This is a genomic window from Tissierella sp. MB52-C2 (assembly GCF_030931715.1).
Taxonomy (GTDB): Bacteria; Bacillota; Clostridia; order Tissierellales; family Tissierellaceae; genus Tissierella.
Genome location: NZ_CP133261.1, coordinates 2,947,694 through 2,974,192 on the forward strand (window position 1 = coordinate 2,947,694; position 26,499 = coordinate 2,974,192).

Here is a 26,499-nt window from a genome sequence, read left to right on the forward strand (position 1 = left end):
TATTATCTCTTTAAGTTATTTGCCATTTGCATCATTTCATCAGCAGTAGATATAGTCTTAGAATTTATTTCATATGCTCTTTGAGCTGTAATCAACTTTACCATTTCATCTACTACTTGAACATTTGATACTTCTAGATATCCTTGAACTACTTTTGTGTTCATTTCTTCTGCTTCCAGTAGAGTTTCTTCTCCTGAAGCACCTGTTGCTCTATAAAGGTTCTGTCCTTCAGATTGAAGCCCTTCTGGATTCATAAAGTTTACTAACATTAATCTTCCTAGTTCAACATTTTCATCATCTTCATCTAGTCCATAGATATATCCTAATTCATCAACAGTTATATCCTTTAATCCTGAATCAAAAGTAATTAAATCTTCATCTTCACTAAGTACAAAATATCCATCTGAAGTAACTAAAGTAGCTTCATCTCCATCTATACTTAGTTTAAATCCACCATCTCTAGTATATCTTATATCTTCATTTGGCATCATTATTGAGAAGAACCCCTCGCCATTTAATGCAAAATCAAAGGTATTTTCAGTTGGCATAAGGGAACCCGTTCTAAAGTCTCTTTTAGTGGCAACTGGCATAACACCATGTCCTACTTCTAAGTTTACCGGTCTTCCACCTTCGTCATTTACATTCGCTCTTTTAATATTTGCATAGAATAAATCTTTAAACTCTGCCCTTTGTACTTTATAGCTTGTAGTATTAACATTAGCTAAGTTGTTTGATATAGTATCTATATTAAATTGTTGTGCTTTCATACCTGTAGCTGCAGTCCATAATGATCTCATATTAAACCTCCTACACTCTTCCTATTTCAGTAGCTGCTTTTTCTAACATTTCATCTTGCATTTTAATAGCTTTTTGCCCTGTTTCAAAATCTCTAAGTAAATTTATCATTTCAACCATTCCAGATATAGGATTCATGTTGGAGCCCTCTAGATATCCTTGTAATACTTCTCCCTCAAATGGATTTTCTTCTATATTTGCATTTTCTGCTCCATAGAAAAGATTATCTCCCATCTTTCTAAGGAATTCTTTATTATTTATATTGACTACATCTAAAGTATCTATAACATTTCCATCAACTTGAATCTGTCCATTCTCTAAAATATCTACATTACCACCGCTTAAAGGAATTGCACCATTTCTTCCAAGTACTCTCCTGCCATCTAAGTCTGTAAGATAACCATCAGTTATGGCAAAGGACCCATTTCTAGTATAAAGGGTTTGTCCATCTCCTTGAATCTTGAAAAATCCATCACCTTTTATGGCTAGATCTAATTCTCCCCCTGTATCCATCATTCCACCATGTGTAAAGTCAGTAAATATTTTCTGAAATCTAACTCCTCCACTCATGGTACCTACAACATAAGATGGTGGAGTAAATACTATTCCTTGAAGCATGTTTTCCATATCTCCTGCTTCTTGTATTCTATTTCCACTGTCGTCGATTAAGTAGTTTTCATAATCTGTTTTATTTTCATCCATTAAATCTTTGTAATAGGTTTTTAAATTTCCTTCTTCATCTGCTACAACTTTTATTTCCTTTACATAGGATTTTCCTCTAGTTGTCTCCAAGACAAAATATCCGTCTTCCGTTCTAGCAGTATGAACTCCATTATTATTTTCATATATTATGTTATTGCCTCTAGCTATATTCCCAAACTCTGGAGTTTTACTCATCTTTGCCAATAGTTTTTCTGGAAAAGATTCTGAAAGAGAAATATCTTTTTTGTATCCAGCAGTATTTACATTGGCTAAGTTGTTTGATAAAACATCCAATTTCTTTTGATTGACTACTAAAGAAGTAGCTCCAATATACAAACCTCTATTCATATTTATCACATCCTAAAGTATTATATCTCTTATGTTATCGGCTAGTTTTATAAAAGACTTTAGCGTATATATTTTTTTGGTGTACTAGCTTCTACTACATTAGTATCAAGATATTGAATCCACTCTAGGGCCTTACCTGTACCTCTAGCAACAGATGAAACTGGTTCATCAGCTATATGAACTGGAATTCCAGTTCTATCTGTCAACAGTTTATCTAATCCATGAAGCAATGCTCCGCCACCAGTCATAAGAATTCCCCTATTACTAATATCTGAGGCTAACTCCGGTGGAGTTCTCTCAAGAACTGTATGAACTGTATCTATAATTTCTTGTACAGGTTCTTTAAGAGCTTGAAGCATATCATCTGAAGATACATTTATAGTTATAGGCAGACCTGTTAATAAATTTCTCCCTCGTATCTCCTTAAAGTTTTCTTCTAGCTTATATGCAGATCCTATACTAAGTTTTAATTCTTCCGCAGATCTTTCTCCTATCATAGTATTATATTTTTTTCTAATATATTTAGATATGGATTCATCCAACTCATCACCAGCTATTTTTATAGAACGGCTCACTACTATACCCCCTAATGAAATAACTGCTACATCTGTAGTTCCACCACCAATATCTATTATCATATTCCCACTAGGTTCTGTAATATCTACTCCTGCCCCTATGGCAGCAGCTATTGGTTCTTCTATTAAGTAAGTCTTTATAGCTCCTGCTTGAGTGCTAGCTTCTATAACTGCTCTCTTTTCTACTTCAGTTATACCACTTGGCACACATACTATTACTCTAGGTTTTAAAATATACCTTCCTATAGCCTTTTGTATAAAATACTTTATCATTCTTTCAGTTATATCATAATCAGATATTACTCCATCCTTCATAGGCCTAATAGCTGTAATATTTCCTGGAGTCCTGCCTAGCATCCTCCTAGCTTCTTCCCCCACTGCTAAAAGCTTGTTTGTATTTTGGTCTATGGCCACAACGGAAGGTTCTTGTAGTATTACTCCCCTACCTTTTATGTATACTAAAACACTTGCAGTGCCTAAATCTATACCAATATCTGTTCTTAACGCACTCACGGGAATTCCCCTCCTTATTTATCCTTATCTAATATAGTATTCTACATTTATTTTAAAACTCCTTCTTTTTTTGGAAACTTTTGTCAAAAAACTAAAAAGTCCCTGTTACGGGACTCTTTTACTCATTAGATACGCTATACTTTAATTTAGTTGCTTCTCCACCTCTTATATGCCTTTCTGCCTTGTTGAAATCTAATAATTCCTTTACTGTATCGGCTAAATTTGGATTTATCTTTGGCAACCTTTCCGTTAAATCTTTATGAATTGTTGATTTGCTACACCCAAAAGCTTTAGCTGTATCCCGAACGGTACTTTTATTCGCAATTATATATTTTGCAACTTCTAATGTTCGTTCCTCTATATAATCTTTCAATTCACCAACCCCCCTGACTTTTTGGGTATTCACTAAATACTTATGCGGTTTTAATCACTAATAGAACGTGGATCTACTAATTTTCCATTTTTTATAACCTCAAAATGAAGATGAGGTTTCATTAGCATTTCAACCTTCGCAGTATTTCCCACTTTAGATATGTGATCTCCCTTCTTTACGCTAACTCCTTCTTTGATCATTTCCTTAGTCTCAAGGTTCGAATACCTAGTCTGTAAACCACTTCCATGATCTATTACTATGACTATTCCCCATAGATCATCTTCGTATACCTCTTTAACTACTCCATCTGCTGCTGCCTTAACTATTGCTCCCTCAGACGATTCAATATCAATAGCTTCATGTCCTACCCATGCATCTAAAGTTTCTGAGTAAACTAGAGTATTAGAAGTATAATCCGTCAATACTTTCCCATCCATAGGAAGAGAAATAGTTGCAGTATCTTGGACTATTTCTGGTGTCTCTTTATAGTCGTCATCTTCAAACTCTAAGTCTAAGTTTTCATCATCTTCTGCAGTATTATCTACAGTTTCTACTTCCTCTAACTCAGTAAGGTCTTCTTCCACTTCTGTTTCTTCCTCTAAGGTTTTTTCTTCAGTCTCTTCCTCTAAGGTTTTCTCTTCATTTTCCTCTGAATTATCTGCATTTACTGTCTTGGCTTCTTCCCCATTATTGACCAAATCCATTTGCTCGTCATATAGAGATCTTTCTTCTTCATTTTCTCCTACAATGGTGAACTCCTCATTGCCTACGTTTTTATCCACACCTATATTTTTCATGGATAAAAACAAAGTACCTCCCGCCACTAAACATACACAGATAAATAAAAGTAGAATGAATCCTTCTTTTTCCATTAGTTTCATTAATTTATTTTTCATATGTCCACCTCCATTACCTAGTATTTCCACATTGGAGAAATCCATACAATAAAATATACAAAAGAATAATTTTTATTTGCTAATTTAAATGAAAATAACTCCGATTTTTGAAGCATGGCTTCAAAAATCGGAGTTATTGATTAATTTTCAATTTGTTTTATTTCTACTCCTGTATAATAATGTTTAAGTATCTCTTCAAAATTACTTTCATGTTTGGCCATACCATTGGCTCCCCATTGACTCATGCCTACTCCATGGCCATATCCATATGTTTGTATTTCTATTATATTTAGTTTTGGATCTAAAGATATGGTAAAGTTAGTTGAGTTTAAACTGAATAAATCTCTCAAATCTCTTCCCTCTAATATATTTCCATCTATGGCAATTTTTTTTACTCTCCCCGTTAGGGTTCTATCTATTAGTTTTATTTTTTCCTGTATATTATCCTTAGTGATTTTAACATTAGGATATTTTGATTGAATTTTTACTATAAATTCATCCAAAGTTAAAGTCAATGCATCTTTAAATTTTGGTGCTTCTTCTTCGTAGGGACTAGTTACAGACTTTAGATAAGGTAAATCTACTGCAAATACATCCTTAGCATCTTCTGTTCTGCCCCCTGATGTTGAATGATATGGTGTTTCTATAATTTCATCATCATAAAATATTGCCAAATCCTTAGTTGTGTTTACCGATTCTTCAATCTTACCCCAATATTCCTCCATCCAACTGTCTCCATGGAGTTCTCCCAATTGTTCAAGTGATAAATATGCCTGGCAATGAATTCCTGTACAAATAGGCGCAGATTTATGATCTGGATGGCCATCGGCATATTTTATACTTCTACTTATGGCATAACTTCTAGCAGCCACTGCTTGAGCTTTTAGGGCTTCAATATGAAATGCTGCTGGCATTTCTGCTGCAACTACACCCTTTACATACTCATCTAATTTTAATTCTTCTGTTTCTCCAGTTTTTGAATTATATACTTTAATGGTTTCATCCTTATAATCCTTTACTGGTATTGTTTCTTTTTCAGCTACTTTTTTTTCCTTTTCTAAGGATTCTCCAACTACTGAATTGCCTCTAGGTACAAAATTAAAGGTCCTAACAATAACTGTAGGTAGTATTATAGTTATTATTAGGACTGTTGAAATATAAATCCCGAGTTTCTTCATATTTTCCACCTCTTTACCTTTAGTATATAAATATAATATGCCAGCTTTATTGTGGATATGACTATAAAACTTCTATATTGTTTTCATATTATATAATGAATAGTTTTAAAACAAAAAAACTAATAGTTAAAAGATAAATCTTTTAACTATTAGTTCTATGATTATTAGAAGACCTTTGGTCCCCTATGCTATTCACTATTTCCTATATATAATTGCTCCTAGACTTGTAAATTTCTCTTCTATATTATCATAGCCCCTATCTATATGATAGATATTGTCTATTTCAGTAACACCTTCAGATACTAACCCTGCTAATACTAAAGCTGCCCCTGCTCTTAAGTCTGATGCTTTTACTGGAGCTGAAGTTAGACTTTTTACTCCTTGTATAATTGCAGATCTTCCATCAATCTTTATATCTGCACCCATTCTCTTTAATTCATCTACGTGCATAAATCTATTTTCGAAAACAGTTTCTATACATACTGATGTACCTTTACAAAGGCTCATAAGTGCCATAAATTGGGCTTGCATATCTGTGGGAAATCCTGGATAAGGTAAAGTCTTTATATCTATTGCCTTTAAATCCTTCGTACCAATTATCCTAACTGTATCTCCATTCTCCATTACTTCACAGCCTACTTCCTTTAACTTTGCTATGACAGGCTTTATATGGCTAGTGATTACATTCTCTACAGTAATATCTCCACCTGTTATGGCTGCTGCTACCATAAATGTACCTGCTTCAATTCTATCGGGAATAATGGAGTGAACCCCTCCACCTAATTTTTCCACACCTTTAATTCTTATAGTAGATGTTCCTGCTCCCTTAATATCTGCTCCTAGCTTATTTAAGAAACTTGCTAAGTCTACTATTTCTGGCTCCATAGCCGCATTGTCTAATATTGTATCTCCTTCTGCTAATACTGCTGCCATCATTACGTTTTCTGTGGCACCAACAGAAGGGAAGTCTAAGTAAATTTTATCTCCCACCAATTTATCTGCATGGGCAGTAATGTTACCATGATCAACATCTATAGTTGCACCTAGTGCTTTAAATCCTTTTAAATGTAAATCTATAGGTCTAGTACCTATGGCACAACCGCCGGGCAGGGAGTTCTTAGTTTTTCCAAGCCTTGTAAGTAATGGTCCCATCACTAGAAAAGATGCTCTCATTTTGCTCATTAACTCATATCTAGTTTCATAGTTATTTATATTTCGAGAATTAATTTTTATTTTACCTTTGTCTAATTGCTCAACATCGGCCCCAAGTGATCTAAGAACTTCACACATTACTGCTACATCCTTGAGATTTGGCACATCTTCTAAAATTATATCTTCTGTACCTAATAAAGATGCTGCCAATATGGGAAGGGCTGAGTTCTTTGCTCCAGATATTCTAACTCGCCCTTTCAATGGGGGGCTCTTTTCCACCATTATTTTTTCCAAACAAATCTCCTCCTAATTTTAGTATCCCGTGGTAATAATAGGTGTTCCTATCCAAATATAAGTCTTATCTTCATATTCATTGTATCTTATTGCCAAATTTAGGTTAACCTTTTTATCACCAGAGAAGATGGAACTTTCTATAAGAGGAGTATAGGCTGTATAACTAACTATAGATTCATCTATATATTCTTCAATAATCTTTCCTTTGTGTTTCCTTACGGATTTAGCTGCGTCTTTTTTTAACTCATTGCCTGATACTTTTCCCTCTAATGTTCCAATAATACAAGTGGTAGTTTCTAAAGGTTTACCATAGCCTTTAAAAATATCTGCTATCCTTTCTATTATACCATTAATATTAAGATTTTGCTCTCTTTTTATTATATTAATAAAAAGAGTTGTTTCTCCCTGAGTAAAGTCTTGGTTAGAGTATGAGGCTATTGTCAGCTCTATCATATTTTTGTCCATATCATATCCATAAACTATCATATGGTTGGATTCAAATTCTTCAGAGTATTGTTTTATAAAATATTTACCTTCTTCATCTGTAATATCTATATCATCTGAATAGAAGTCTATTTCTTTTCCAGTAATTCCGATTTGATCTATCAATTCACTACTTATATCTTCTATTTCTTCCTTAGACATAAGCCTATCTAGAATTACTCCTCCCATGTTTATATCTCCCTCTTTAAATTCACCATTTAGTCTTTGTAATATGCCTTGTAAAACATCTTCTTCGCTATATTTCTTTCCTGCCATTGTTATTGTTGGAATTAATAAAGATAGTATAATTGCAAATAAAATGAATTTTTTCATAGTATCCCTCCTTGGATTTTACAGGACAGGTACTTTTTAATAAAATGTAAAGGGGGACAAAACATTTTGAATTAAAAAGTACCCTATTCCTATGATAAGAGTATTACCAAGGATGGGTACTTTTTATACGTATTTATTCATTAAATTTTAATCAAATTTTTTAATTTGAGAAACTTCAAGTCTATTTATAGCACGATGAAGGGCTAATTCTGCTCTATGAATATCTATATTGTCACGTCTATTTTTAAGTCTGTCTTCTGCTCTTTCCTTAGCAGCCTTAGCTCTTTCTGTATCTATTTCATCTGGCCATTCTGCCGATTCTGTTATTATAGTAACTTTATCATCTACAACAGAAACATATCCATCTGATATGGCAGCTATTCTTTCCTTACCATCTTGAAATACTCTTACCTTTCCAATTCTAAGAGGAGTAGTGATGGGAGCCCTTCCTTTTAGGATTGCCAGATCTCCATCTATCCCCCTTACTATAACCATTTCTACTTCATCGGAAAAAAATGGTTTATCAGGGGTTACAATATCTAAATGAAAGTTAGACATAATTAACCCTCCATTTTCTTAGCATTTTCTATGGCTTCGTCTATTGTACCTACAAATAAGAATGCTGACTCTGGTAAATCATCATGTTTTCCTTCAAGGATTTCTTTAAATCCTCTAACAGTTTCCTTAATAGGTACATATTTACCTGTCATACCTGTAAATTGTTCTGCTACTGTAAATGGTTGAGATAGGAATCTTTGAATTTTTCTAGCTCTAGAAACAATTAACTTATCATCATCTGAAAGCTCATCCATTCCTAAAATAGCTATAATATCTTGAAGATCCTTATATCTTTGTAGAATTTCTTGTACCTGTCTAGCTACTTCATAATGCTCCTTACCTACTACTTCAGGGTCTAGAATTCTAGAAGTTGAATCCAATGGATCAACCGCAGGATAAATTCCTAGTTCTGAAATCTGACGTGAAAGTACAGTCGTAGCATCTAAGTGAGCGAAAGTAGTAGCAGGTGCTGGGTCAGTTAAGTCATCTGCAGGCACATATACTGCTTGAACAGATGTAATAGAAGCTTTCTTAGTTGAAGTAATTCTCTCCTGTAAAGCACCCATTTCTGTAGCTAGGGTTGGCTGATAACCTACTGCTGAAGGCATTCTACCAAGTAATGCAGAAACCTCTGAACCTGCCTGAGTAAATCTAAATATGTTATCTATAAATAAAAGTACGTCTTGCCCTTCTTGATCTCTAAAATATTCAGCCATAGTAAGACCAGTTAGTGCTACTCTCATTCTTGATCCTGGTGGCTCATTCATCTGACCAAATACTAAAGCTGTTTTTTCAATAACTCCAGATTCGATCATTTCATAGTATAGGTCATTACCTTCTCTAGTTCTCTCTCCTACACCCGTAAATACAGATAAACCACCATGCTCTGTTGCTATATTATTTATTAATTCTTGTATAAGTACTGTTTTACCAACTCCAGCACCACCAAATAATCCTATTTTACCACCTTTGGAATAAGGTGCTATAAGGTCTATTACTTTAATCCCCGTTTCAAATATTTCTTTAGAAGTCTCTTGTTCTTCAAAGGATGGAGCAGGTCTATGGATTGGTGCAGTTTGTTTTGACTTTACTGCTCCCTTACCATCTATAGCTTCGCCTAATACGTTGAAAAGTCTACCTAATGTTTCTTTACCTACTGGTACTGCAATAGATTTTCCTGTATTCTTAGCTTCCATTCCTCTAACAAGTCCATCAGTTGAACCCATGGCAATACATCTAACGATATCATCACCTACGTGTTGTGCTACCTCCACTACTAATGTCTCACCTTGTTTAGTGATTTCGATAGCATTAAGTAGTTCAGGTAAACTATCTTCATCAAAACGAATATCAACTACGGGGCCTATAACTTGAACAATCTTTCCAATGTTCTTTTCCATTTGCCCTCTCCTTTCATCTTACTTTAGAGCGTCGGCGCCTGATACAATTTCTGTTATTTCCATAGTAATGGCAGCTTGCCTTGCCCTATTATAGCTGATGTTTAGTTCATCAATCATTTCCTCAGCATTGTCTGTTGCAGCTTCCATGGCTACTCTTCTAGCTGCCTGCTCACTTGAAGATGCTTCTATAAGTGCACCATAGATACTGCTTTGTATATATTTAGGAATTAAATATCCTAAAACTTCCTCTGGGGAAGGTTCAAATTCTGTAATAGTTCTTCTTTCCTTCTTTTCTCCACTGACTTCATTAGAAGGAAGTAGTTTTATAACATTAGGCACTTGAGAAATAGTACCTTTAAACATGGTATAGACTAAATTTATTTCGTCTACCTCTTTGTTTTTATATAAATCCATAGCCAAACTACCAATTTCTCTTGCATCTGAAAACTGAGGTTCTTCACTAATACCAACAAATTGACCCACTACATTGTAGTGTCTCTTTGTAAAATAATCTCTAGCTTTAGAACCTACAACTATAATTTTAGCATCCTTATTTTGTTCTCTTATTCTCTTTTCTGCTAGTCTTATTACTCCTCCATTATATCCACCAGCTAAACCTCTATCAGCTGCTATTACAATATATAAGGAAGATTTAACTTCTCTAGTATCTAATAAAGGATGCTTCATATTACCTGTAGTAGCCAAGATTTCTCCTATATTATGAAGAACTGTTTCATAATATGGTCTAGATCTCTCTAGCCTTTCCCTAGCACGTTTAAGCTTTGCAGAAGAAACTAATTCCATAGCCTTAGTAATTTGTTTGGTATTACTTATTCCTCTTATTCGCCTCTTAATATCTCTTGTTGTTTCAGCCAATTTTTACACCACCTTTAGTAGCTTAGCTTACTGAAAGCTTTTTTTGAATTCTTCTAAGGCTTGACGAATTCTTTCTATATTATCATCTAGTAAATCTTTGGATGTTTTTATACTTTGTACTATATCTGGATAGTTGTTATCCACAAATTGTAGGAATTCCCTTTCAAAAGTAGATATTTTATTTACAGGAATATCAGCAAGATGTTTATTAAGTACAGCATAAATAATTATAACCTGATGCTCTACAGATACCGGACTGTATTGAGGCTGCTTTAATATTTGAAGCATTCTTTCCCCTTGGTCTAATCTGTCCTTAGTTTCCTTATCTAGTTCAGAACCAAATTGAGCAAAGGCCGCTAACTCTCTATATTGAGCTAACTCAAGCTTAATTCTTCCCGCAACTTTTTTCATTGCCTTAATTTGAGCAGAACCTCCAACCCTTGAAACTGAAAGTCCAGTGTTTATAGCTGGCCTTTGACCTGCAAAGAATAAATCAGTCTCTAAGAATATCTGTCCGTCAGTAATAGATATAACATTAGTTGGGATATAGGCTGTAATATCTCCCGCTAAAGTTTCTATAATTGGTAGGGCAGTTATAGAGCCTCCACCGTACTTATCATCTAACTTTGCAGCTCTTTCAAGAAGTCTTGAGTGAAGATAGAATACATCTCCTGGGAAAGCTTCTCTTCCCGGTGGTCTTCTTAAAAGCAGAGACATGGCTCTATATGCAACTGCGTGTTTAGATAAGTCATCGTATACGATTAAAACATCTTTACCATTGTTCATAAATTCCTCAGCAATTGTTACACCTGCATAAGGAGCTATATATTGTAGTGGTGCTAATTCACTAGCTGTAGCAGATACAATAATTGTATAATCCATTGCACCACGTCTCTCTAGTGTATCAACTATTTGAGCTACAGTAGATCTTTTTTGTCCTATGGCAACATAGATACAAATAACATCTTCACCTTTTTGGTTAAGAATAGTATCTATTGCAAGGGCAGTTTTACCTGTTTGTCTATCTCCGATTATAAGCTCCCTTTGTCCTCTACCTATGGGAACTATGGAGTCTATTGCTTTAATACCTGTTTGTAAGGGCTCATTAACACTCTTTCTAGTGATAACTCCTGGAGCAATCTTTTCAATAGGGCTAAACTTAGTAGTGTTAATAGCTCCTTTACCATCTATTGGCTGACCAAGAGCATTAACAACTCTACCCATCATAGCGTCTCCTACTGGAACTTCTATGATTCTACCAGTTCTCTTTACAGTGTCCCCTTCTCTTATCTTTTCATCTGAACCTAAAAGAACACAACCAACGTTATCTTCCTCAAGGTTCATCACCATACCAAATACTTCCCCTGGAAACTCTATAAGCTCTCCAGCCATACATCCCTCTAGACCATGAATTCTAGCTATGGCATCTCCTACTTGAATAACAGTACCTACATCTACCATTTCCAAAGTCTTTTCATATCTTTTAATCTGTTCCTTAATGATGGAACCTATTTCTTCTGGTCTTAACTCCATTTTTTCACCTCACTCCTTGCTAGTTTGCTATACCACCAATAGCTTGACCTATGGACTCTAATTGTCCTTTTACTGTGCCGTCTATGATTTTGCTTTCAACCTTTAATAAAACCCCACCGATTATAGTTTTGTCTACTTTATTTGAAAGCTGTATTTTTTTATTTAGCTTATTGGATAAAACTACTTGAAGCTTATCTTTAGATTGTTTTTCCATAGGAATAGCTGTTATAGCAACAACATTTAGTATATTTTCATGTTCATTAAATCTCTCTTTATATTCTTCTACTATATCTAAGATAAATCCTTCTCGTCTTTTATCTACTAATATATATAAGAAGTTAATCATTTCTTGAGATAGTTTTTCTTTGAAAATTTTGTCTATTAATTGTTTCTTTTCGTTTTTACTAATTCTTGGGTGATTTAATATTTGAAGAAGCTTAACTTCCTTTTCAAATACTGCCTTCAAGAAATCCAATTCTTTATTGAATTCGTCTATCTTTCCAATATCAAGTCCCGCTTCAAATAAGGCTAAAGCATATCTACTGCTTACTAACTTTGCCATTTTGAACTACCTACCTCATCAATAAATTTATCAATTAGCTTTCCTTGTTTATCAATGCTCATTTGTTCTTCCATTATTTTGGAAGCAATAAGTAATGCAATTTCACCAGCTTGGGATTTGATATCTTGGAAGGCCATTTCTCTTTCACGAGTTATTTCTTTTCTTGCTCTAGATACTATGTTTTCAGCTTCATGTCTAGCTTCAGCTAGGATGTCCTCTTTTAATTCTTCTCCACGTTTTCTAGCACCTTCGATGATTTCTTGACTTTCTTTCTTTGCAAGATTAATTCTACTTTCATAATCATCCTTTAAAGCATTAGCTTCTTCTTTCAAAACCTTTGCTCCATCAATATCAGATTGAATCTTTGTTTTTCTATCGATTAAAAATTGTGAAACTGGTTTGTATAAGAAACGTCTAAGAATTACATAAAGTAACAACAATGCAACCCAAGCTAAAATCATAGATGATAATTCTGGCAAGGCTCTAACTACAAACATAAACTAACCTCCTTAGCCTGAGATACCCCAAAAAAGGGGTAAATACAGATATTATAATCCTAGATTAATATAAGCTGTTAATAGTGGTCTAACAAATAATAAGATTATAGCAATAACTAATCCGTAAATACCTGTTGTCTCTGCTACCGCTTGACCTAAAAGCATTGTTTGGGTAATATCTCCTTTAGCCTCTGGTTGTCTACCTACTGCAGCTGCACCTTGTCCTGCTGCATTACCTTGACCAATTCCAGGTCCTATACCTGCTATCATTGCTAAACCAGCACCTATTGCTGAACACCCTAATATAAAAGCTTCACTTGTAATTCCTTGCATTTTATTTCCTCCTCTCAAATTTAAAAAACTATTCTTCTGCTGCACCACCTATGAATATCATAGATAGCATAATAAATATAAATGTTTGCAGCAATCCAGAGAACACGTCAAAGTAGGCGTGAAGTGGTGCTGCAATTACTGGCGCTATAATACCTAAGGCTTGATAAAGTAAACCCATGATTATACCACCACTCATTATATTACCAAATAAACGAAATGATAATGAGATTGGATTTGCTATCTCTCCGATAACATTTAACGGGGTTAAAAAGAACATAGGTTCTGTAAATCCCTTTAAATATCCACCTATCCCGCCTGAATTTTTAAAACTCCAATACTGTGTCAGTACAAAAGTAATTAAAGCTAAAGATAGAGTAACAGAATAATCTGACGTAGGTGGCGATAAGCCTATTAGCCCGAATAGATTAGCCACGGCTAAAAATAATGCCAATGTTAAAATATAAGGTGCAAACTTCATGTTTTGTGGTCCCATAGTACTCCTAACTAGGTTTTCTACAGATTCCACTAGTATTTCTACAACATTTAGGAAATTAGATGGTACTTCATTAGCATTAGCCTTTTTGATTTTTCTATTAACTATAAAGGCAAATATAATTAATAATATTGTAACTATCCACATATCTACTATAGTGTCAGGTACAATAATTTCATTTCCAAAAATATTTATTCCTAATTCCAAATATATCCCTCCTTTCTCTTTTTTTTATATATTTTCTTTATTATTTCCCAAATGTAATATATAAAATTAGCAAATATTAATTGCTAATTATTATCTTTGAAAATCCTTGTCAAATATTGCTGAACCAATGATTATAAATTTTACACTTAATAGTCCTAAAATCGCAGCAGGAAAATTAAGATAGTCTGCTAGGGCAGCAACTGCAAGAACTATGAAGTATATCAAATAACGTAACATATAATGTACCGTAGAATAGGCAGTAGCCTTTCCCGGTGTCATATCCACAGCCTTATTTATAGTATTATTGAGCAATTTAAATCCTAATATACTAATTATTGCACCAAATATATACCCATAAATTATAGGCTTAGGCTCTTTAAATAGAAAAAAAGAAATTCCTATAATTAACAAAGATATTATGGCTACTCTCTTTGTAACTTTAAAGACAATATCATTATTCATTTTTTCACTTCCTTTTTCCTCCAGCTAGCTTAAATATATTCATAAACCCTCCGCCAGTTCCAAGTAATATGAAGATAATAGAAAAGATACCATTTGTTCCTGCCTTTTTGTCTATGAACTGTCCTACGAAAACACCAAGTAAAATAGGCGTAATCACAGAGAGCCCGATTTGACTAACTAAGGTTAGGTTTTTAAAGGTATCCTTGTAATTTTTATTCTTCATTTCCTCACTCCCATGAGATATTTTATCTAAGCACACTTTGTTAATTGTTTGATTATCTTGTCGAATTTTATCATGTGATTTTTAAATACAGTTTCAATTATATAAAATTTTGATAATTAATGCAAGTAGTTTAACACAATATTGAAATAAATATTAAATAGTATAGCAAAATGACTCCTAGGAGATTCTAAGAGTCATTTTGTTATATTTCTATGTTTATTACACTTCCATATTTATTAGATTTTCAGAAATAATCATTTCTGCTTCTGTAGCTAATTTTACCTCATCTACAGTATATTCTGGGTTTATTTCCTTCAATAATAATCCTTTTTCTGTTACTTCCATAACGCCCATTTCAGTAATAATCAAATTTACTTCTCCTGCAGCAGTCAATGGAAGATTGCATTCTTTAAGTATCTTATGATTTCCTTTCACTGTATGCTCCATGGCTACTATTACTTTTTTTGCCCCTACTACTAAATCCATAGCTCCACCCATACCTGGCACCATTTTTCCTGGTATCATCCAGTTGGCAAGGTTTCCTTTTTCATCTACTTGTAATGCTCCAAGAACAGTTATATCCACGTGTCCACCACGGATTATTCCAAAGGATGTAGATGAATCAAAGAATACTCCACCTGGCAAAATAGTTACACATTGAGCTCCTGCATTTACTATATAAGGATCTTCGTCTCCTTCAAGAGGTGCAGGCCCTAATCCTATAAAGCCATTTTCTGATTGAAAAAATACGTTCATATGTTTAGGTACATGGTTAGCCACCATTGTTGGTAATCCAATACCTAGGTTTACTACGTCTCCGTCTTTTAGTTCCTTCGCTACACGTCTAGCAATGAATTCTTTCTTATCCATTATTTCTCACCTCCATTAACTATATGAGTAACAAATATTCCTGGAGTAACAACATGATTAGGATCTAATGCTCCAACTTCTACTACCTTCTCAGCTTCTACTATTACCATATCAGCAGCTGTAGCCATAAGTGTATTGAAATTTCTAGTTGCTCCATAGTATACAATATTTCCATATTTATCTACGGTTTCTCCTGCAATTAAGGCTATATCAGCTCTTAAAGGCATTTCTAAAAGATAAGTTTTACCATCTATCACCATTTTATCCTTACCTTCTTCAATTACTGTACCTACTCCTGTAGGAGTTAGAAAGCCACCTAATCCCGCTCCACCTGCTCTTACTTGTTCTGCAAGAGTTCCTTGAGGTACTAGCACTACTTCCATTTCTCCTGCATTCATTTGATTTCCAGTTTCTCTATTAGTTCCAATATGAGAAGCTATAAGTTTTTTAATCTGTTTATTGACTACTAATTTGCCTACTCCTATATCAGTAAAACCAGAATCATTACAAATCAATGTTAAATCTTTAACACCTTTTTCCGCAAGTGCATCGATTAATCTATGCGGAGATCCACATCCTAAAAATCCACCTACCATAATAGTCATACCATCTTTGATATGAGATATGGCTTCGTCAATAGATATAACTTTATTCATAAATATAACCCCCTTTATTTTTAGTGAATAGCTTTGTAGTGAATAGTGAAGAACTAATAGTGAATAGTTATGGAAGTTTCGAATAAATTCGAAACTATTAACTAGAAGAAAGATTCCTAGTTTCACTGGTTCTAAAACTATTCACTTTTCACTATTCACTTTTAACTATCTTTTAACTATCATAGCTATTCCTTGGCCACCGCCTATACATAAAGTAGCTAGACCATTTTTAGCATCTCTTTTTTTCATTTCATGTAATAATGTAACTAATATCCTTGCTCCTGAAGCTCCTATTGGATGACCTAGGGCTATTGCTCCACCGTTTACGTTGATCTTAGAAGTATCTAGATTAAGGTCTTTTATAACTGATAAAGCTTGGGCTGCAAAGGCTTCATTAGCCTCTATTAAATCTAAATCTTCCACTTTTATATTTGCCTTTTCTAAAGCCTTTCTTGTGGCAGGAATAGGTCCTGTTCCCATTAGTGAAGGATCTACTCCCGCTGAGCCGTAGGAGGCAATAGTAGCCAATGGAGTAATTCCCAATTCCTCTGCCTTTTCTTTACTCATTATAACTAATGCAGCTGCTCCATCGTTTATTCCTGAAGCATTTCCTGCTGTTACTGTACCATCTTTTTTAAATGCTGGCCTAAGTTTTCCCATTCCATCTATGGTAGCACCAAATCTAGGATACTCATCTGTATCTACTACTATTGGATCACCTTTTCTTTGAGGGATTTCCACTGGAACAATTTCTTCTTTGAATCTGCCGTTTTTTACTGCTTCTTCTGCTTTATTTTGACTGCTTACCGCTAATTCATCTTGTTCTTCACGAGTAAGGCTATATTTTTCTACTATATTTTCAGCTGTAATTCCCATATGATAGTCATTAAAAATATCCCATAGACCATCTGCCACCATATAGTCCACGATTTCACCATTGCCCATCCTTTGACCCCATCTAGCGGATTTCAATAAATATGGAGCTTGACTCATGTTTTCTGTACCACCTGCTAATATTATATCTGCCTCTCCTGCTAAGATGGCTTGAGCCGCCAGTTGAACAGTTTTAAGACCAGAACCACAAACTTTATTTACTGTAAAAGAAGGTACTTCCGTAGGGATACCTGCGTGTACTGAAACTTGTCTAGCAACATTTTGTCCCAATCCTGCTTGCAGCACATTACCAAATATAACTTCTTCAACCATATTTGGTTCTATCTTAGCTCTCTTTAATGCTTCTTTAGCAACTATAGTTCCTAATTGTACTGCAGATACATCCTTAAATTTACCACCAAATGCACCAATAGGTGTTCTTACTGCTGAAGCAATTACTACTTCTCTCATTATAATACCTCCTATTATTATATTTAAAATTATATAAACACATATTATATAACCTATACAAAGCAATTACTATGCCAAGATTTCTATAAATATTCACTAAGCCAAAAGATTTGATTTTACTCGTTTCTTGAAAAAGCTCAGTTTAAAATAAATATTTTTATTTTATAAGTGTAGTTATTTATCTACAAAATTTATTTATTGCATACAAAAACGTAGCCATAAGTATACAGTCCTCTTTTTTATGTATACTTATGGCTACACTTACTCCATGTCTTCCATTTTATATTTATATATTTTCTTATAAAGGGCAGTTCTATGTATACCTAGCTTCTCAGCAGCTAGGGTTTTATTTCCCTTTGCCAATAAAATTGCCTTTTTTATAGTTTCTTTCTCCACTTCTTCAACTACATCTTTAAGTTTAGGAATATCTTCTATATTCTTTGGTAAATAGCTTTCTCCATCTATAATTCTTTCTGGTAAATGTTCAGGTAGTATGATTCTTCCTGTAGAAAGATTAATTGCTCTTTCTAGTATATTTCTTAACTCCCTTACATTTCCTGGCCAACTGTAAGACTTTAATATTCTCATAGCTTCCTTAGACAATTCTTTTTGTCCTACTGCCATTTCTTTAATTAGATAATCTAGAATATTTTCAGTTAAAGGTTCTATATCCTCCATTCTTTCTCTTAAAGGTAAGATCTCTATGGATATTACATTTAATCTATAATATAAATCTTCTCTAAATTTACCTTTTTTTATAGATTCCTCAATATTTTCATTAGTGGCAGCTATAACCCTTGCATCAAAATTAATCTTTTTATTGCCACCTATTCTTTCAAATTCCTTGGATTCTAAAACTCGAAGTATCTTTGCCTGCATTTCTAGAGGCATATCTCCAATCTCATCTAAAAATATAGTACCACCAGAGGCAAGTTCAAACTTTCCAGGCTTACCATCCTTTCTAGCTCCTGTAAAAGCACCGCTATCATAACCAAAGAGTTCAGACTCTAATAATTCCTTTGGAATTGCAGCACAATTAATAGCTATAAAAGCTTCTTCCTTTCTATAGCTTGCCCTATGAATGGCATGGGCAAATAATTCCTTTCCAGTACCAGATTCTCCAGTAATCAATACTGTGGAATTAGTTTCTGATGCCATTTTTCCAACCTTTTTTAAATACTCCATCTTTGGATTTCTAGTAATTATACTGTGAAAAGAATACTTTGTACCTTCTATTCTTTCAATTTCACCCTTATACTTATTTATCTTTGATTGCAAATCAAGGAGCTGATGGGCCAGCTCCTTGACTTCACTAATATCTTTAAAAAGTACTGTACCTACAGCACCTATTATCTTGTCTTGCTTGATTATGGGAATACGATTTGTAATCATATCATGGCCTTGAATTCTTTGAACATCCCTTAATTCTTTTTTTCCTGTCTTTAATACAATATGCATACGGGTATTTTCAATTATTTCTTCCACAGGTTTGCCTATGGCATCTTCCTCTTTTATGCCCATAAGCTTCTCATAGTTCATCTTAACGATTTTACCATTAGGATCAACTAAAACATAACCTTCATAAGCATAATTTAAAATATCCACAAGCATCTCAAAACTATCCTTAAGTTCAATCAATTTATCCACAATATGACCCCCTTTTAGTGAATAACTAATAACTACTAGTAAATAGTTGTGGAAGTTTCTAGTAAACTAGAAACTATTAACCTAAAGACCCAAAAGCCTGACCCAAAAACTATTCACTTTTCACTCTTCACTATTAACTAATATATCTACTATTCTCTCACTAGCCTTTCCATCTCCATATGGGTTTATTGCGTTTGCCATTTTATTGTATTCTTCTTCATTTGATAATAGTAAATTCAATTCATTATATAGTTTTTCATAGGTTGTCCCTACTAATTTAGCAGTACCTGCTTCTACTCCCTCTGGTCTTTCTGTTTCTTCACGAACTACAAGTACAGGTTTACCAAAGGTTGGTCCTTCTTCCTGAAGTCCACCAGAATCTGTAACTATTAAATGTACCTTTGACATAAGGTTTGCCAGTGGTTCATAGTCCAGTGGTTCTATTAAATGAATTCTATTATTGCTCCCTAGTACTCTGTTTGCAATATCTCTTACCTTCGGATTTAAGTGCATAGGAAATACTACTTCCACATCCTTATACTCTTCTACAATATCTTTTATTGCAGTAAATATATTTTCCATAGGTTTACCAATATTTTCACTTCTATGGCTTGTAACTAAAATCACTCTTTTATTTTTATAATCTAGATTGTTTAACAAATCTAATTCAAATATATAATCTTCTTGACTAACATATTTTAAAGCATCTATTACAGTATTTCCTGTGATAAATATTTTTTCATCTGGATAATCTTCTCTTAATAGATTTTCTCTATTTTTCTCTGTAGGTGTAAAGTGAAAATCTGCAAGTATACCGGCTAACTTTCTATTGGCTTCTTCTGGATAAGGAGAATATAGGTTGCCACTACGAAGTCCAGCTTCCACATGACCAATCTTTACTCTTTGATAAAATGCGGCCAATGCTCCTGCAAATACTGTAGTAGTATCTCCTTGAACCAGTAATACATCAGGCTTTTCCTTTATAATAACTTCCTCTAAACCTTTTAAAGCTCTTGTTGTAATATCTGTTAGGGTTTGTCCAGGTTTAAATATATCTAAATCATAGTCTGGCTTTATATTGAATAAATTAAGTACCTGATCTAACATTTCTCTATGTTGAGCAGTTACACATACTATAGACTCTATCCCTTCTCTTTTCTCCAATTCTTTCACTATTGGAGCCATTTTGATTCCCTCTGGTCTTGTGCCAAAGACAGTCATTATTTTCAAATATACCCCTCCTCTTCTTTAGTGAATAGCTAATAACTAATATAAGCAGGGTACCAAAATTGTGGTTTTCAATTTTGTGTACATCGCTTAGTTTGTTCATCTAGTGAATAGTTGTGTAGGTTTCGAATAAATTCGAAACTATTTAACTGACGACCCAAGGTCTCTCTACTCTTCACTCTTCACTTTTCACTTTTCACTGGTTCTCTCATCTTTTCTCAAATATACCTAGTCTTATAGCCACTAACACCGATACTAAAAGTAATCCTATGGAAGCATATACTGCTTGCCTAGTATTTGCCCTAGATATTACTACAGCAAATAATCCAAATCCAGCAGACATAGCATAAAGTATTAGTACAGATTTTTTTTGAGAATATCCTTTGTTTAAAAGTCTATGGTGTAGATGCCCCTTATCTGCTGAAGCTATGGACTGACCGTTTAATAGTCTTCTAAATATTGCAAAGGTAGTATCAAAAATAGGTACAGATAATATAAGTATAGGAGCTACAATTGCTATGGTTGCTACAGATTTCATTACACCCTCTATGGTTATGGCTGCTAACATAAATCCTAAGAATAAAGCACCAGTATCTCCCATGAAGATTTTAGCAGGATTAAAGTTAAAAGGTAAAAATCCTAAACAAGCCCCTGCTATACTAGCGGATAATATAATTATAGATGTATATCCAAATTTACTTGCCACTATCATAAGGGTTATACTAGAGATCATAGCAACTCCCGCTGACAATCCATCTAATCCGTCTATAAAGTTTAATGTATTAGTAATACCAACTATCCAAAAAAGAGTTATGGGAATAGACAGCCAATGTAAATAAATTAAAGAGCTATCTTTTGTAAAGGGATTAGTAACAAAATCTACCTTTACACCACCATATATGATTATTAGTCCTGCTATAATTTGAAATACAAATTTAGCCTTAGGGTTGAGTTCCCTTAAATCATCTATAATTCCACCTATTACAATAATAGTACCACCTATTAAAATTGAAACTATTTCTCTATTTAGTGGTAAAAATATTAAAGTAACTGCAATTACACTAAAGAATATTGCCAAGCCACCAATCAGTGGCATTGGCTCTTTGTGTATTCTTCTATCGTCTTTTGGAATATCCACAGCACCTATTTTAAATGCTAGTTTTCTTACTAAAGGGGTGGAAATGAATGAAATCAATAAAGCTAGAAAAAATGGTGCAATAAAGCTTCCCACATTAATCCACTCCTTTATTTAGTTCCAAATAATCTATCACCAGCATCTCCTAATCCTGGCACTATATAAGCATGCTCATCTAATTTCTCATCTAAAGCTGCTACATAAATATCCACATCTGGATGGGCATCCTTTACAGCATCTACCCCTTCTGGAGCAGCTATTAAGCAAACTAGTTTAATAGAGGTTGCTCCTTTTTCCTTTAAGAAGTCTATAGCTGCTACAGCAGAGCCTCCTGTTGCAAGCATAGGGTCTAAAACTATTAATTCTCTTTCTTCAATATCTTGAGGTAATTTACAGTAATATTCCACAGGTTTTAAAGTTTCTGGATCTCTATAAAGACCTATATGGCCTACACGAGCTGCAGGCAGTAAATTTAACATACCATCAACCATACCAAGTCCTGCTCTAAGTATTGGAATAAGACCTACCTTTTTACCTGATATAACTTGTGATTTCATAGTTGTAACGGGTGTTTCTATTTCAATTTCTTCCAAAGGAAAATCTCTAGTTACTTCATATCCCATTAACATAGAAACCTCTGTAACTAATTCTCTAAATTCCTTTGAACCAGTGTTTTTATCCCTTATAAATGTAAGTTTATGTTTAATAAGAGGATGATCAAATACTACTACTTTTGCCATATAAAAAACTCCCTTCATATTCCTAATTTTTTTCCTTAAAGATTATATCACAAATTAAACTTCAATTTCACTTATTTTTTCTATTCTTCTTCCATGTCTTCCTCCAGCGAATTCAGTTTTTAACCAAATTCCTACTATTTCCATGGCTAAATCCCTTCCTATGACTCTCCCACCAAGGGCTAAAATATTAGCATCATTATGTTCTCTACTCATTCTTGCAGAATAGGTATCTCCGCACAATGCACATCTAATGCCCTTTACTTTATTACAAGCTATGGAAATACCAATACCTGTGCCACAGATAACTATGGCTCTATCTACCTCTTTTTTAACTACAGCTTCAGATACCTTTTTTCCATAATCAGGATAATCTACTGAATCCATGGAATCAGTTCCACAATCTATATATTCAATTCCTTCCTTATCCAGATATTCTTTAATATATTCTTTTAATTCAAATCCTCCATGATCACTGCCTATACCAATTTTCATTTATATTCCTCCCTATTTTAAAGTCAATGGACTATTAAAAATCAATCTGTACTATTGCCTGATATATCTCGTCTCTTATATTTTCATATAGTTTAAGACTGCCTCCAAAGGGATCTGATACATCTTTGCCTTTATTATAGGCGTATTCCATTAGAGTATAAACCTTACCAGCAGATGCTGGAAAGTTTGATATTATAAAGTTCTTATGGGAATCCCCCATGGTCAAAATCAAATCTGCCTCTTCTATTAAACCTATATGTAGCTGAGAAGCTTCATGGTCAGATATATCTATGCCTATTTTCTTCATCGCCTCAATGGAGTTAATAGATGCATTATCTCCATCAAATACAGAAATACCTGCAGATTTAACTTCTATATTTAAACCTTTGTTTTCTGCTATGGAACGCAAAATACCTTCAGCCATAGGGCTTCTACAAGTGTTACCAGTACATACAAATAATATCTTCATTTATATCCCCCTTAAACTTCTATGATTTTACCTCCAGAAGCCTTCATCATTCTATTCATTATGGCTGTTCCTAGAAAGGAAAAATCAACGCCTTCACCTAAAATTATATCTACATTTTCTTCATCAAATAATCTTAGGGTATTAAATAAATTATGGGCTATGGTTTTCTTATCTTTTCTACTACCCATAGATATTACTATGCCTTCTTTATAAAATTCCTTTGTCTCATCTGTACAAATAATTCCTACAATTTTTCCATTACTTATATATTCCTTAGTCTTTACTGAAATAGTCTCTACAATGTTTCTAACTTCTCCATTATAAACTATCATCTCTGATTTAGGAGCGTAATGTCTGTATTTTTGTCCAGGTGATTTAGGTACAATATTTTCATCTTCTTTTATTATAGCAAAGTCTACCTCTATATTGGGAATTATTTTTATTAAATCTTCCTTCGTTATTCCACCAGGTCGAAGAATCATCGGAATTTCTCCTGATAAATCTAGAACTGTTGACTCCAAACCTATTCCAGCATTTCCACCATCTATTATTATATCAACCTTGCCATTTAAATCTTCAATAACGTGTTTTGCCGATGTAGGGCTAGGTCTTCCCGATGTATTAGCAGAGGGTGCCGCAATGGGAATATTAGACTTTTTTATTAGCTCTAATGCTATTTTATTCTCAGGCATTCTAATGGCTACAGTATTTAGTCCCGCCGTAATTATACTAGAAACCTTGTCTGATTTTTTTAAAAGTATAGTAAGAGGTCCCGGCCAAAACTTTTCCATACATTTTTTAGCTACTTCAGGTATCTTCATTACCAATTCCTCTACTTGGTCAATAGACGACACATGAAGGATTAAGGGATTATCCTGTGGCCTGCCTTTGGCAATAAAAATCTTTTTTGCAGCAGACTCATCAAATCCATTGGCTCCAAGACCATAAACGGTCTCTGTAGGAAATGCAACTAGCCCACCGCTTTTAATTTTGTCTACTGCTTCATTTATTAAGTTTTCATCTATATTGTCTTCTATTATCTTTAATATTTTAGTATCCATATTAACCTCCAAATCTAATGAAAAGTGAATAACTATTCATTATTCACTGATTTAATTATATATTATTACCTTAGGATTAACAATTAACAAAGAATAATTAGTGCTTTTTATTTCATAATGGATATTTTTTAAATTAGAAATCAAAGTGAATTAAAAATTAATAACTAATAATTATCAAAGACTTTTCATATTTATTAGTGGGAGGGATTTTTATGAATATATGGTTTGTTGGACTTATTGGATTATTAGTAGGAGTAGTTGGTACTGGACTTGGAAGTTTTATTGGCATATATATAAAGAAAACGGATAAGGTTTTAAGTTTTTTGCTTGGACTAACTAGTGGTTTTATGATGTTTATAGTAAGTTTTCATTTATTCCCAGAAGCCTTTTACTTAGGTGGAATCCTTAATGTAATTCTAGGTGTTTTAATGGGAATTACCATTATCATTATATTGGAACTTCTAATTGAAAAAATGGAATATTTAGTAGGAATAAGATCTGGATTGCTTTTAGCATTAAGTATAGCTATACATAATATGCCTGAGGGTTTAGCCTTAGGTTCTACTTTAGTAGGCGTATCTGATTTTGGATTTGTATTGACTTTTGCCATGCTCTTACATAATATTCCAGAGGGAATATCTATGGCTCTGCCACTAAGTATGAAGAATGTCAGCCCTATTAAAATAATGGCCATTAGCATATTAGCAGGTGCTCCCACAGGTATAGGTGCATATATTGGTGCCTATTTAGGTACCATATCCAACAATATAATATCCATTTGTTTAGCTGTAGCAGGTGGGATTATGCTATATATAGTCTGTGATGATTTAATCCCAACTGGAAAAAATGTTTACAAAGGTAGAATCTCCAGCCTTGGAGTTATTGGTGGATTTATACTTGGAATTATATTATATTTTAAATAATATACAATAACTCCGATTTTTGAAGCTTGGCTTCAAAAATCGGAGCTATTTAAATTTATTATTCTCCACTTAATTTCTCTGCTTGATCTGATGTAATTAAGGAGTCTATCATTTCGTCTAAATCTCCATCTACAAAAGCATCTAATTTATATAATGTTAAGTTAATTCTGTGATCTGTTACTCTTCCTTGTGGGAAGTTGTAAGTTCTAATTCTTTCTGATCTATCTCCCGTACCTACTTGACCTTTTCTTTCTTCTGCTATTTCTGCTTCTTGATCAGTTAACATTTTATCGTATAATCTAGTTTTAAGTATTTTCATTGCCTTTTCTCTGTTTTTGATTTGGCTTCTCTCATCTTGACAGGCAACTACTACTCCTGTAGGTATATGAGTAATTCTAACAGCAGAGTCAGTAGTATTAACGTGCTGTCCACCTGCTCCTGAAGATCTATAGATATCTATCTTTAAATCCTTTTCTTGAATTTCTATATCCACGTCTTCAGCTTCTGGTAATACTGCAACTGTAGATGTAGATGTATGAATTCTACCACTGGCTTCAGTTTCAGGTACTCTTTGAACTCTGTGTACTCCTGATTCATATTTTAATCTACTATATGCACCTTTACCTCTTATCATAAATATTACTTCTTTAAATCCACCTATACCAATTTCATTACTGCTCATTACTTCTACTTTCCATCTATTTCTCTCTGCATATCTTGAGTACATTCTAAATAATACTCCTGCAAATAGAGCTGCCTCATCTCCACCAGCTCCTCCTCTTATTTCCACTATAACGTTTTTGTGGTCATTAGGATCCTTTGGTATAAGTAATATTCTAAGTTCTTCTTCTATTGTAGCTAGATTAGTTTCTAAATCTTTTATTTCTTCTTTAACTAATTCCTTCATTTCCTCATCTAGTTTATCTCTAAGCATTTCCTTAGCTTCTTCTAAGCCATCCCTAGTTTCTCTAAATTCTCTATATTTAAATACTATAGGTTCAATATCTGAATGCTCCTTCATAAGCTTTTGCCATAATTCTCTGTCATTTATTACTTCCATGTCTATTACTTTTTCACCAAGTTCATCATATCTAGCTTCAATTGAAGCCAATTTATCTAACATTCTTTCACTCCTCCTTAATACAATTG

Annotated in this window: 30 protein-coding genes; 1 reads left to right on the forward strand and 29 read right to left on the reverse strand. The window is 33.7% G+C overall.

What is annotated here, in order from left to right; translation table 11 throughout:
* Positions 1-2 precede the first annotated feature (2 nt).
* From flgG to RBU61_RS15160, 28 genes are all read right to left on the reverse strand, one after another.
* Positions 3-797, reverse strand: a complete 795-nt coding sequence (gene flgG / locus RBU61_RS15025) for a flagellar basal-body rod protein FlgG (protein ID WP_308876396.1) — start codon at positions 795-797, stop codon at positions 3-5.
* A 10-nt stretch (positions 798-807) separates the two neighbouring features.
* On the reverse strand, positions 808-1,845 hold the full coding sequence (locus RBU61_RS15030) for a flagellar hook-basal body protein (protein WP_308876398.1): 1,038 nt from the start codon (positions 1,843-1,845) through the stop codon (positions 808-810).
* A 59-nt stretch (positions 1,846-1,904) separates the two neighbouring features.
* On the reverse strand, positions 1,905-2,933 hold the full coding sequence (locus RBU61_RS15035) for a rod shape-determining protein MreB (RefSeq protein ID WP_308876400.1): 1,029 nt from the start codon (positions 2,931-2,933) through the stop codon (positions 1,905-1,907).
* Positions 2,934-3,051: 118 nt separating this feature from the next.
* Positions 3,052-3,306 carry a sporulation transcriptional regulator SpoIIID gene (gene spoIIID, locus RBU61_RS15040; RefSeq protein WP_308876402.1) on the reverse strand — a complete coding sequence of 85 codons (255 nt, stop codon included), beginning with the start codon at positions 3,304-3,306 and terminating at the stop codon, positions 3,052-3,054.
* Positions 3,307-3,356: 50 nt separating this feature from the next.
* Positions 3,357-4,202, reverse strand: coding sequence for a M23 family metallopeptidase (locus tag RBU61_RS15045; protein ID WP_308876405.1), 846 nt, complete (start codon positions 4,200-4,202; stop codon positions 3,357-3,359).
* 140 nt (positions 4,203-4,342) lie between these two features.
* On the reverse strand, positions 4,343-5,380 hold the full coding sequence (gene spoIID, locus RBU61_RS15050; RefSeq protein ID WP_308876407.1) for a stage II sporulation protein D: 1,038 nt from the start codon (positions 5,378-5,380) through the stop codon (positions 4,343-4,345).
* Between the two features lie 195 nt (positions 5,381-5,575).
* Complete coding sequence (gene murA, locus RBU61_RS15055) at positions 5,576-6,826, reverse strand: UDP-N-acetylglucosamine 1-carboxyvinyltransferase (protein WP_308876409.1); 1,251 nt, start codon at positions 6,824-6,826, stop codon at positions 5,576-5,578.
* Positions 6,827-6,844: 18 nt separating this feature from the next.
* Entirely contained in the window at positions 6,845-7,642 is a 798-nt protein-coding gene (locus tag RBU61_RS15060) for a YwmB family TATA-box binding protein (protein ID WP_308876411.1), read from the reverse strand.
* A 147-nt stretch (positions 7,643-7,789) separates the two neighbouring features.
* Entirely contained in the window at positions 7,790-8,200 is a 411-nt protein-coding gene (locus tag RBU61_RS15065) for a F0F1 ATP synthase subunit epsilon (RefSeq protein ID WP_308876413.1), read from the reverse strand.
* 2 nt (positions 8,201-8,202) lie between these two features.
* Entirely contained in the window at positions 8,203-9,600 is a 1,398-nt protein-coding gene (gene atpD, locus RBU61_RS15070; protein ID WP_308876415.1) for a F0F1 ATP synthase subunit beta, read from the reverse strand.
* An 18-nt stretch (positions 9,601-9,618) separates the two neighbouring features.
* A complete protein-coding gene (gene atpG / locus RBU61_RS15075) occupies positions 9,619-10,476 on the reverse strand; it encodes an ATP synthase F1 subunit gamma (RefSeq protein WP_308876417.1) in 858 nt (285 codons plus the stop codon).
* Positions 10,477-10,503: 27 nt separating this feature from the next.
* Positions 10,504-12,009 carry a F0F1 ATP synthase subunit alpha gene (gene atpA / locus RBU61_RS15080; RefSeq protein ID WP_308876419.1) on the reverse strand — a complete coding sequence of 502 codons (1,506 nt, stop codon included), beginning with the start codon at positions 12,007-12,009 and terminating at the stop codon, positions 10,504-10,506.
* A 19-nt stretch (positions 12,010-12,028) separates the two neighbouring features.
* Positions 12,029-12,571, reverse strand: coding sequence for a F0F1 ATP synthase subunit delta (locus tag RBU61_RS15085; RefSeq protein WP_308876421.1), 543 nt, complete (start codon positions 12,569-12,571; stop codon positions 12,029-12,031).
* Positions 12,559-13,068, reverse strand: coding sequence for a F0F1 ATP synthase subunit B (gene atpF / locus RBU61_RS15090; protein ID WP_308876423.1), 510 nt, complete (start codon positions 13,066-13,068; stop codon positions 12,559-12,561). Before atpF ends, RBU61_RS15085 begins: the two co-directional genes overlap by 13 nt.
* A 51-nt stretch (positions 13,069-13,119) precedes the next feature.
* Complete coding sequence (gene atpE / locus RBU61_RS15095) at positions 13,120-13,401, reverse strand: ATP synthase F0 subunit C (protein WP_308876427.1); 282 nt, start codon at positions 13,399-13,401, stop codon at positions 13,120-13,122.
* Between the two features lie 28 nt (positions 13,402-13,429).
* Positions 13,430-14,101, reverse strand: a complete 672-nt coding sequence (gene atpB, locus RBU61_RS15100) for a F0F1 ATP synthase subunit A (RefSeq protein WP_308876429.1) — start codon at positions 14,099-14,101, stop codon at positions 13,430-13,432.
* A 90-nt stretch (positions 14,102-14,191) separates the two neighbouring features.
* Positions 14,192-14,563: an ATP synthase subunit I gene (locus RBU61_RS15105; protein ID WP_308876431.1), complete on the reverse strand. Its 372-nt coding sequence runs from the start codon at positions 14,561-14,563 to the stop codon at positions 14,192-14,194.
* 4 nt (positions 14,564-14,567) lie between these two features.
* Positions 14,568-14,786: an AtpZ/AtpI family protein gene (locus RBU61_RS15110; protein WP_308876433.1), complete on the reverse strand. Its 219-nt coding sequence runs from the start codon at positions 14,784-14,786 to the stop codon at positions 14,568-14,570.
* A 219-nt stretch (positions 14,787-15,005) separates the two neighbouring features.
* The gene (locus RBU61_RS15115) at positions 15,006-15,656 is read right to left on the reverse strand and encodes a 3-oxoacid CoA-transferase subunit B (protein WP_308876435.1); all 651 of its coding nucleotides are present in this window, start codon (positions 15,654-15,656) and stop codon (positions 15,006-15,008) included.
* Entirely contained in the window at positions 15,656-16,312 is a 657-nt protein-coding gene (atoD, locus tag RBU61_RS15120) for an acetate CoA-transferase subunit alpha (protein ID WP_308876437.1), read from the reverse strand. The genes RBU61_RS15115 and atoD overlap by 1 nt, the downstream gene beginning before the upstream one ends.
* Positions 16,313-16,477: 165 nt before the next feature.
* On the reverse strand, positions 16,478-17,659 hold the full coding sequence (locus RBU61_RS15125) for an acetyl-CoA C-acetyltransferase (RefSeq protein ID WP_308879832.1): 1,182 nt from the start codon (positions 17,657-17,659) through the stop codon (positions 16,478-16,480).
* Between the two features lie 258 nt (positions 17,660-17,917).
* Positions 17,918-19,303: a sigma 54-interacting transcriptional regulator gene (locus RBU61_RS15130; RefSeq protein WP_308876439.1), complete on the reverse strand. Its 1,386-nt coding sequence runs from the start codon at positions 19,301-19,303 to the stop codon at positions 17,918-17,920.
* A 120-nt stretch (positions 19,304-19,423) separates the two neighbouring features.
* Positions 19,424-20,533 (reverse strand): non-hydrolyzing UDP-N-acetylglucosamine 2-epimerase, encoded by a 1,110-nt coding sequence (wecB, locus tag RBU61_RS15135; protein ID WP_308876442.1) that lies wholly within the window; start codon positions 20,531-20,533, stop codon positions 19,424-19,426.
* A 205-nt stretch (positions 20,534-20,738) separates the two neighbouring features.
* Entirely contained in the window at positions 20,739-21,761 is a 1,023-nt protein-coding gene (locus RBU61_RS15140) for an MraY family glycosyltransferase (protein WP_308876444.1), read from the reverse strand.
* A gap of 14 nt (positions 21,762-21,775) precedes the next feature.
* Positions 21,776-22,405: a uracil phosphoribosyltransferase gene (gene upp, locus RBU61_RS15145; protein WP_308876446.1), complete on the reverse strand. Its 630-nt coding sequence runs from the start codon at positions 22,403-22,405 to the stop codon at positions 21,776-21,778.
* Between the two features lie 54 nt (positions 22,406-22,459).
* On the reverse strand, positions 22,460-22,897 hold the full coding sequence (gene rpiB / locus RBU61_RS15150; RefSeq protein WP_308876448.1) for a ribose 5-phosphate isomerase B: 438 nt from the start codon (positions 22,895-22,897) through the stop codon (positions 22,460-22,462).
* Positions 22,898-22,931: 34 nt separating this feature from the next.
* A complete protein-coding gene (locus RBU61_RS15155; protein ID WP_308876450.1) occupies positions 22,932-23,366 on the reverse strand; it encodes a low molecular weight protein arginine phosphatase in 435 nt (144 codons plus the stop codon).
* A gap of 11 nt (positions 23,367-23,377) precedes the next feature.
* Complete coding sequence (locus RBU61_RS15160; protein WP_308876452.1) at positions 23,378-24,427, reverse strand: L-threonylcarbamoyladenylate synthase; 1,050 nt, start codon at positions 24,425-24,427, stop codon at positions 23,378-23,380.
* 212 nt (positions 24,428-24,639) lie between these two features.
* Between RBU61_RS15160 and RBU61_RS15165 the strand changes: the two genes are divergently transcribed.
* Positions 24,640-25,350, forward strand: a complete 711-nt coding sequence (locus RBU61_RS15165) for a ZIP family metal transporter (RefSeq protein ID WP_308876454.1) — start codon at positions 24,640-24,642, stop codon at positions 25,348-25,350.
* Between the two features lie 58 nt (positions 25,351-25,408).
* On the opposite strand, the gene prfA is transcribed toward RBU61_RS15165, so the two are convergent.
* Positions 25,409-26,473, reverse strand: coding sequence for a peptide chain release factor 1 (gene prfA, locus RBU61_RS15170; RefSeq protein WP_308876456.1), 1,065 nt, complete (start codon positions 26,471-26,473; stop codon positions 25,409-25,411).
* Positions 26,474-26,499: the final 26 nt, after the last annotated feature.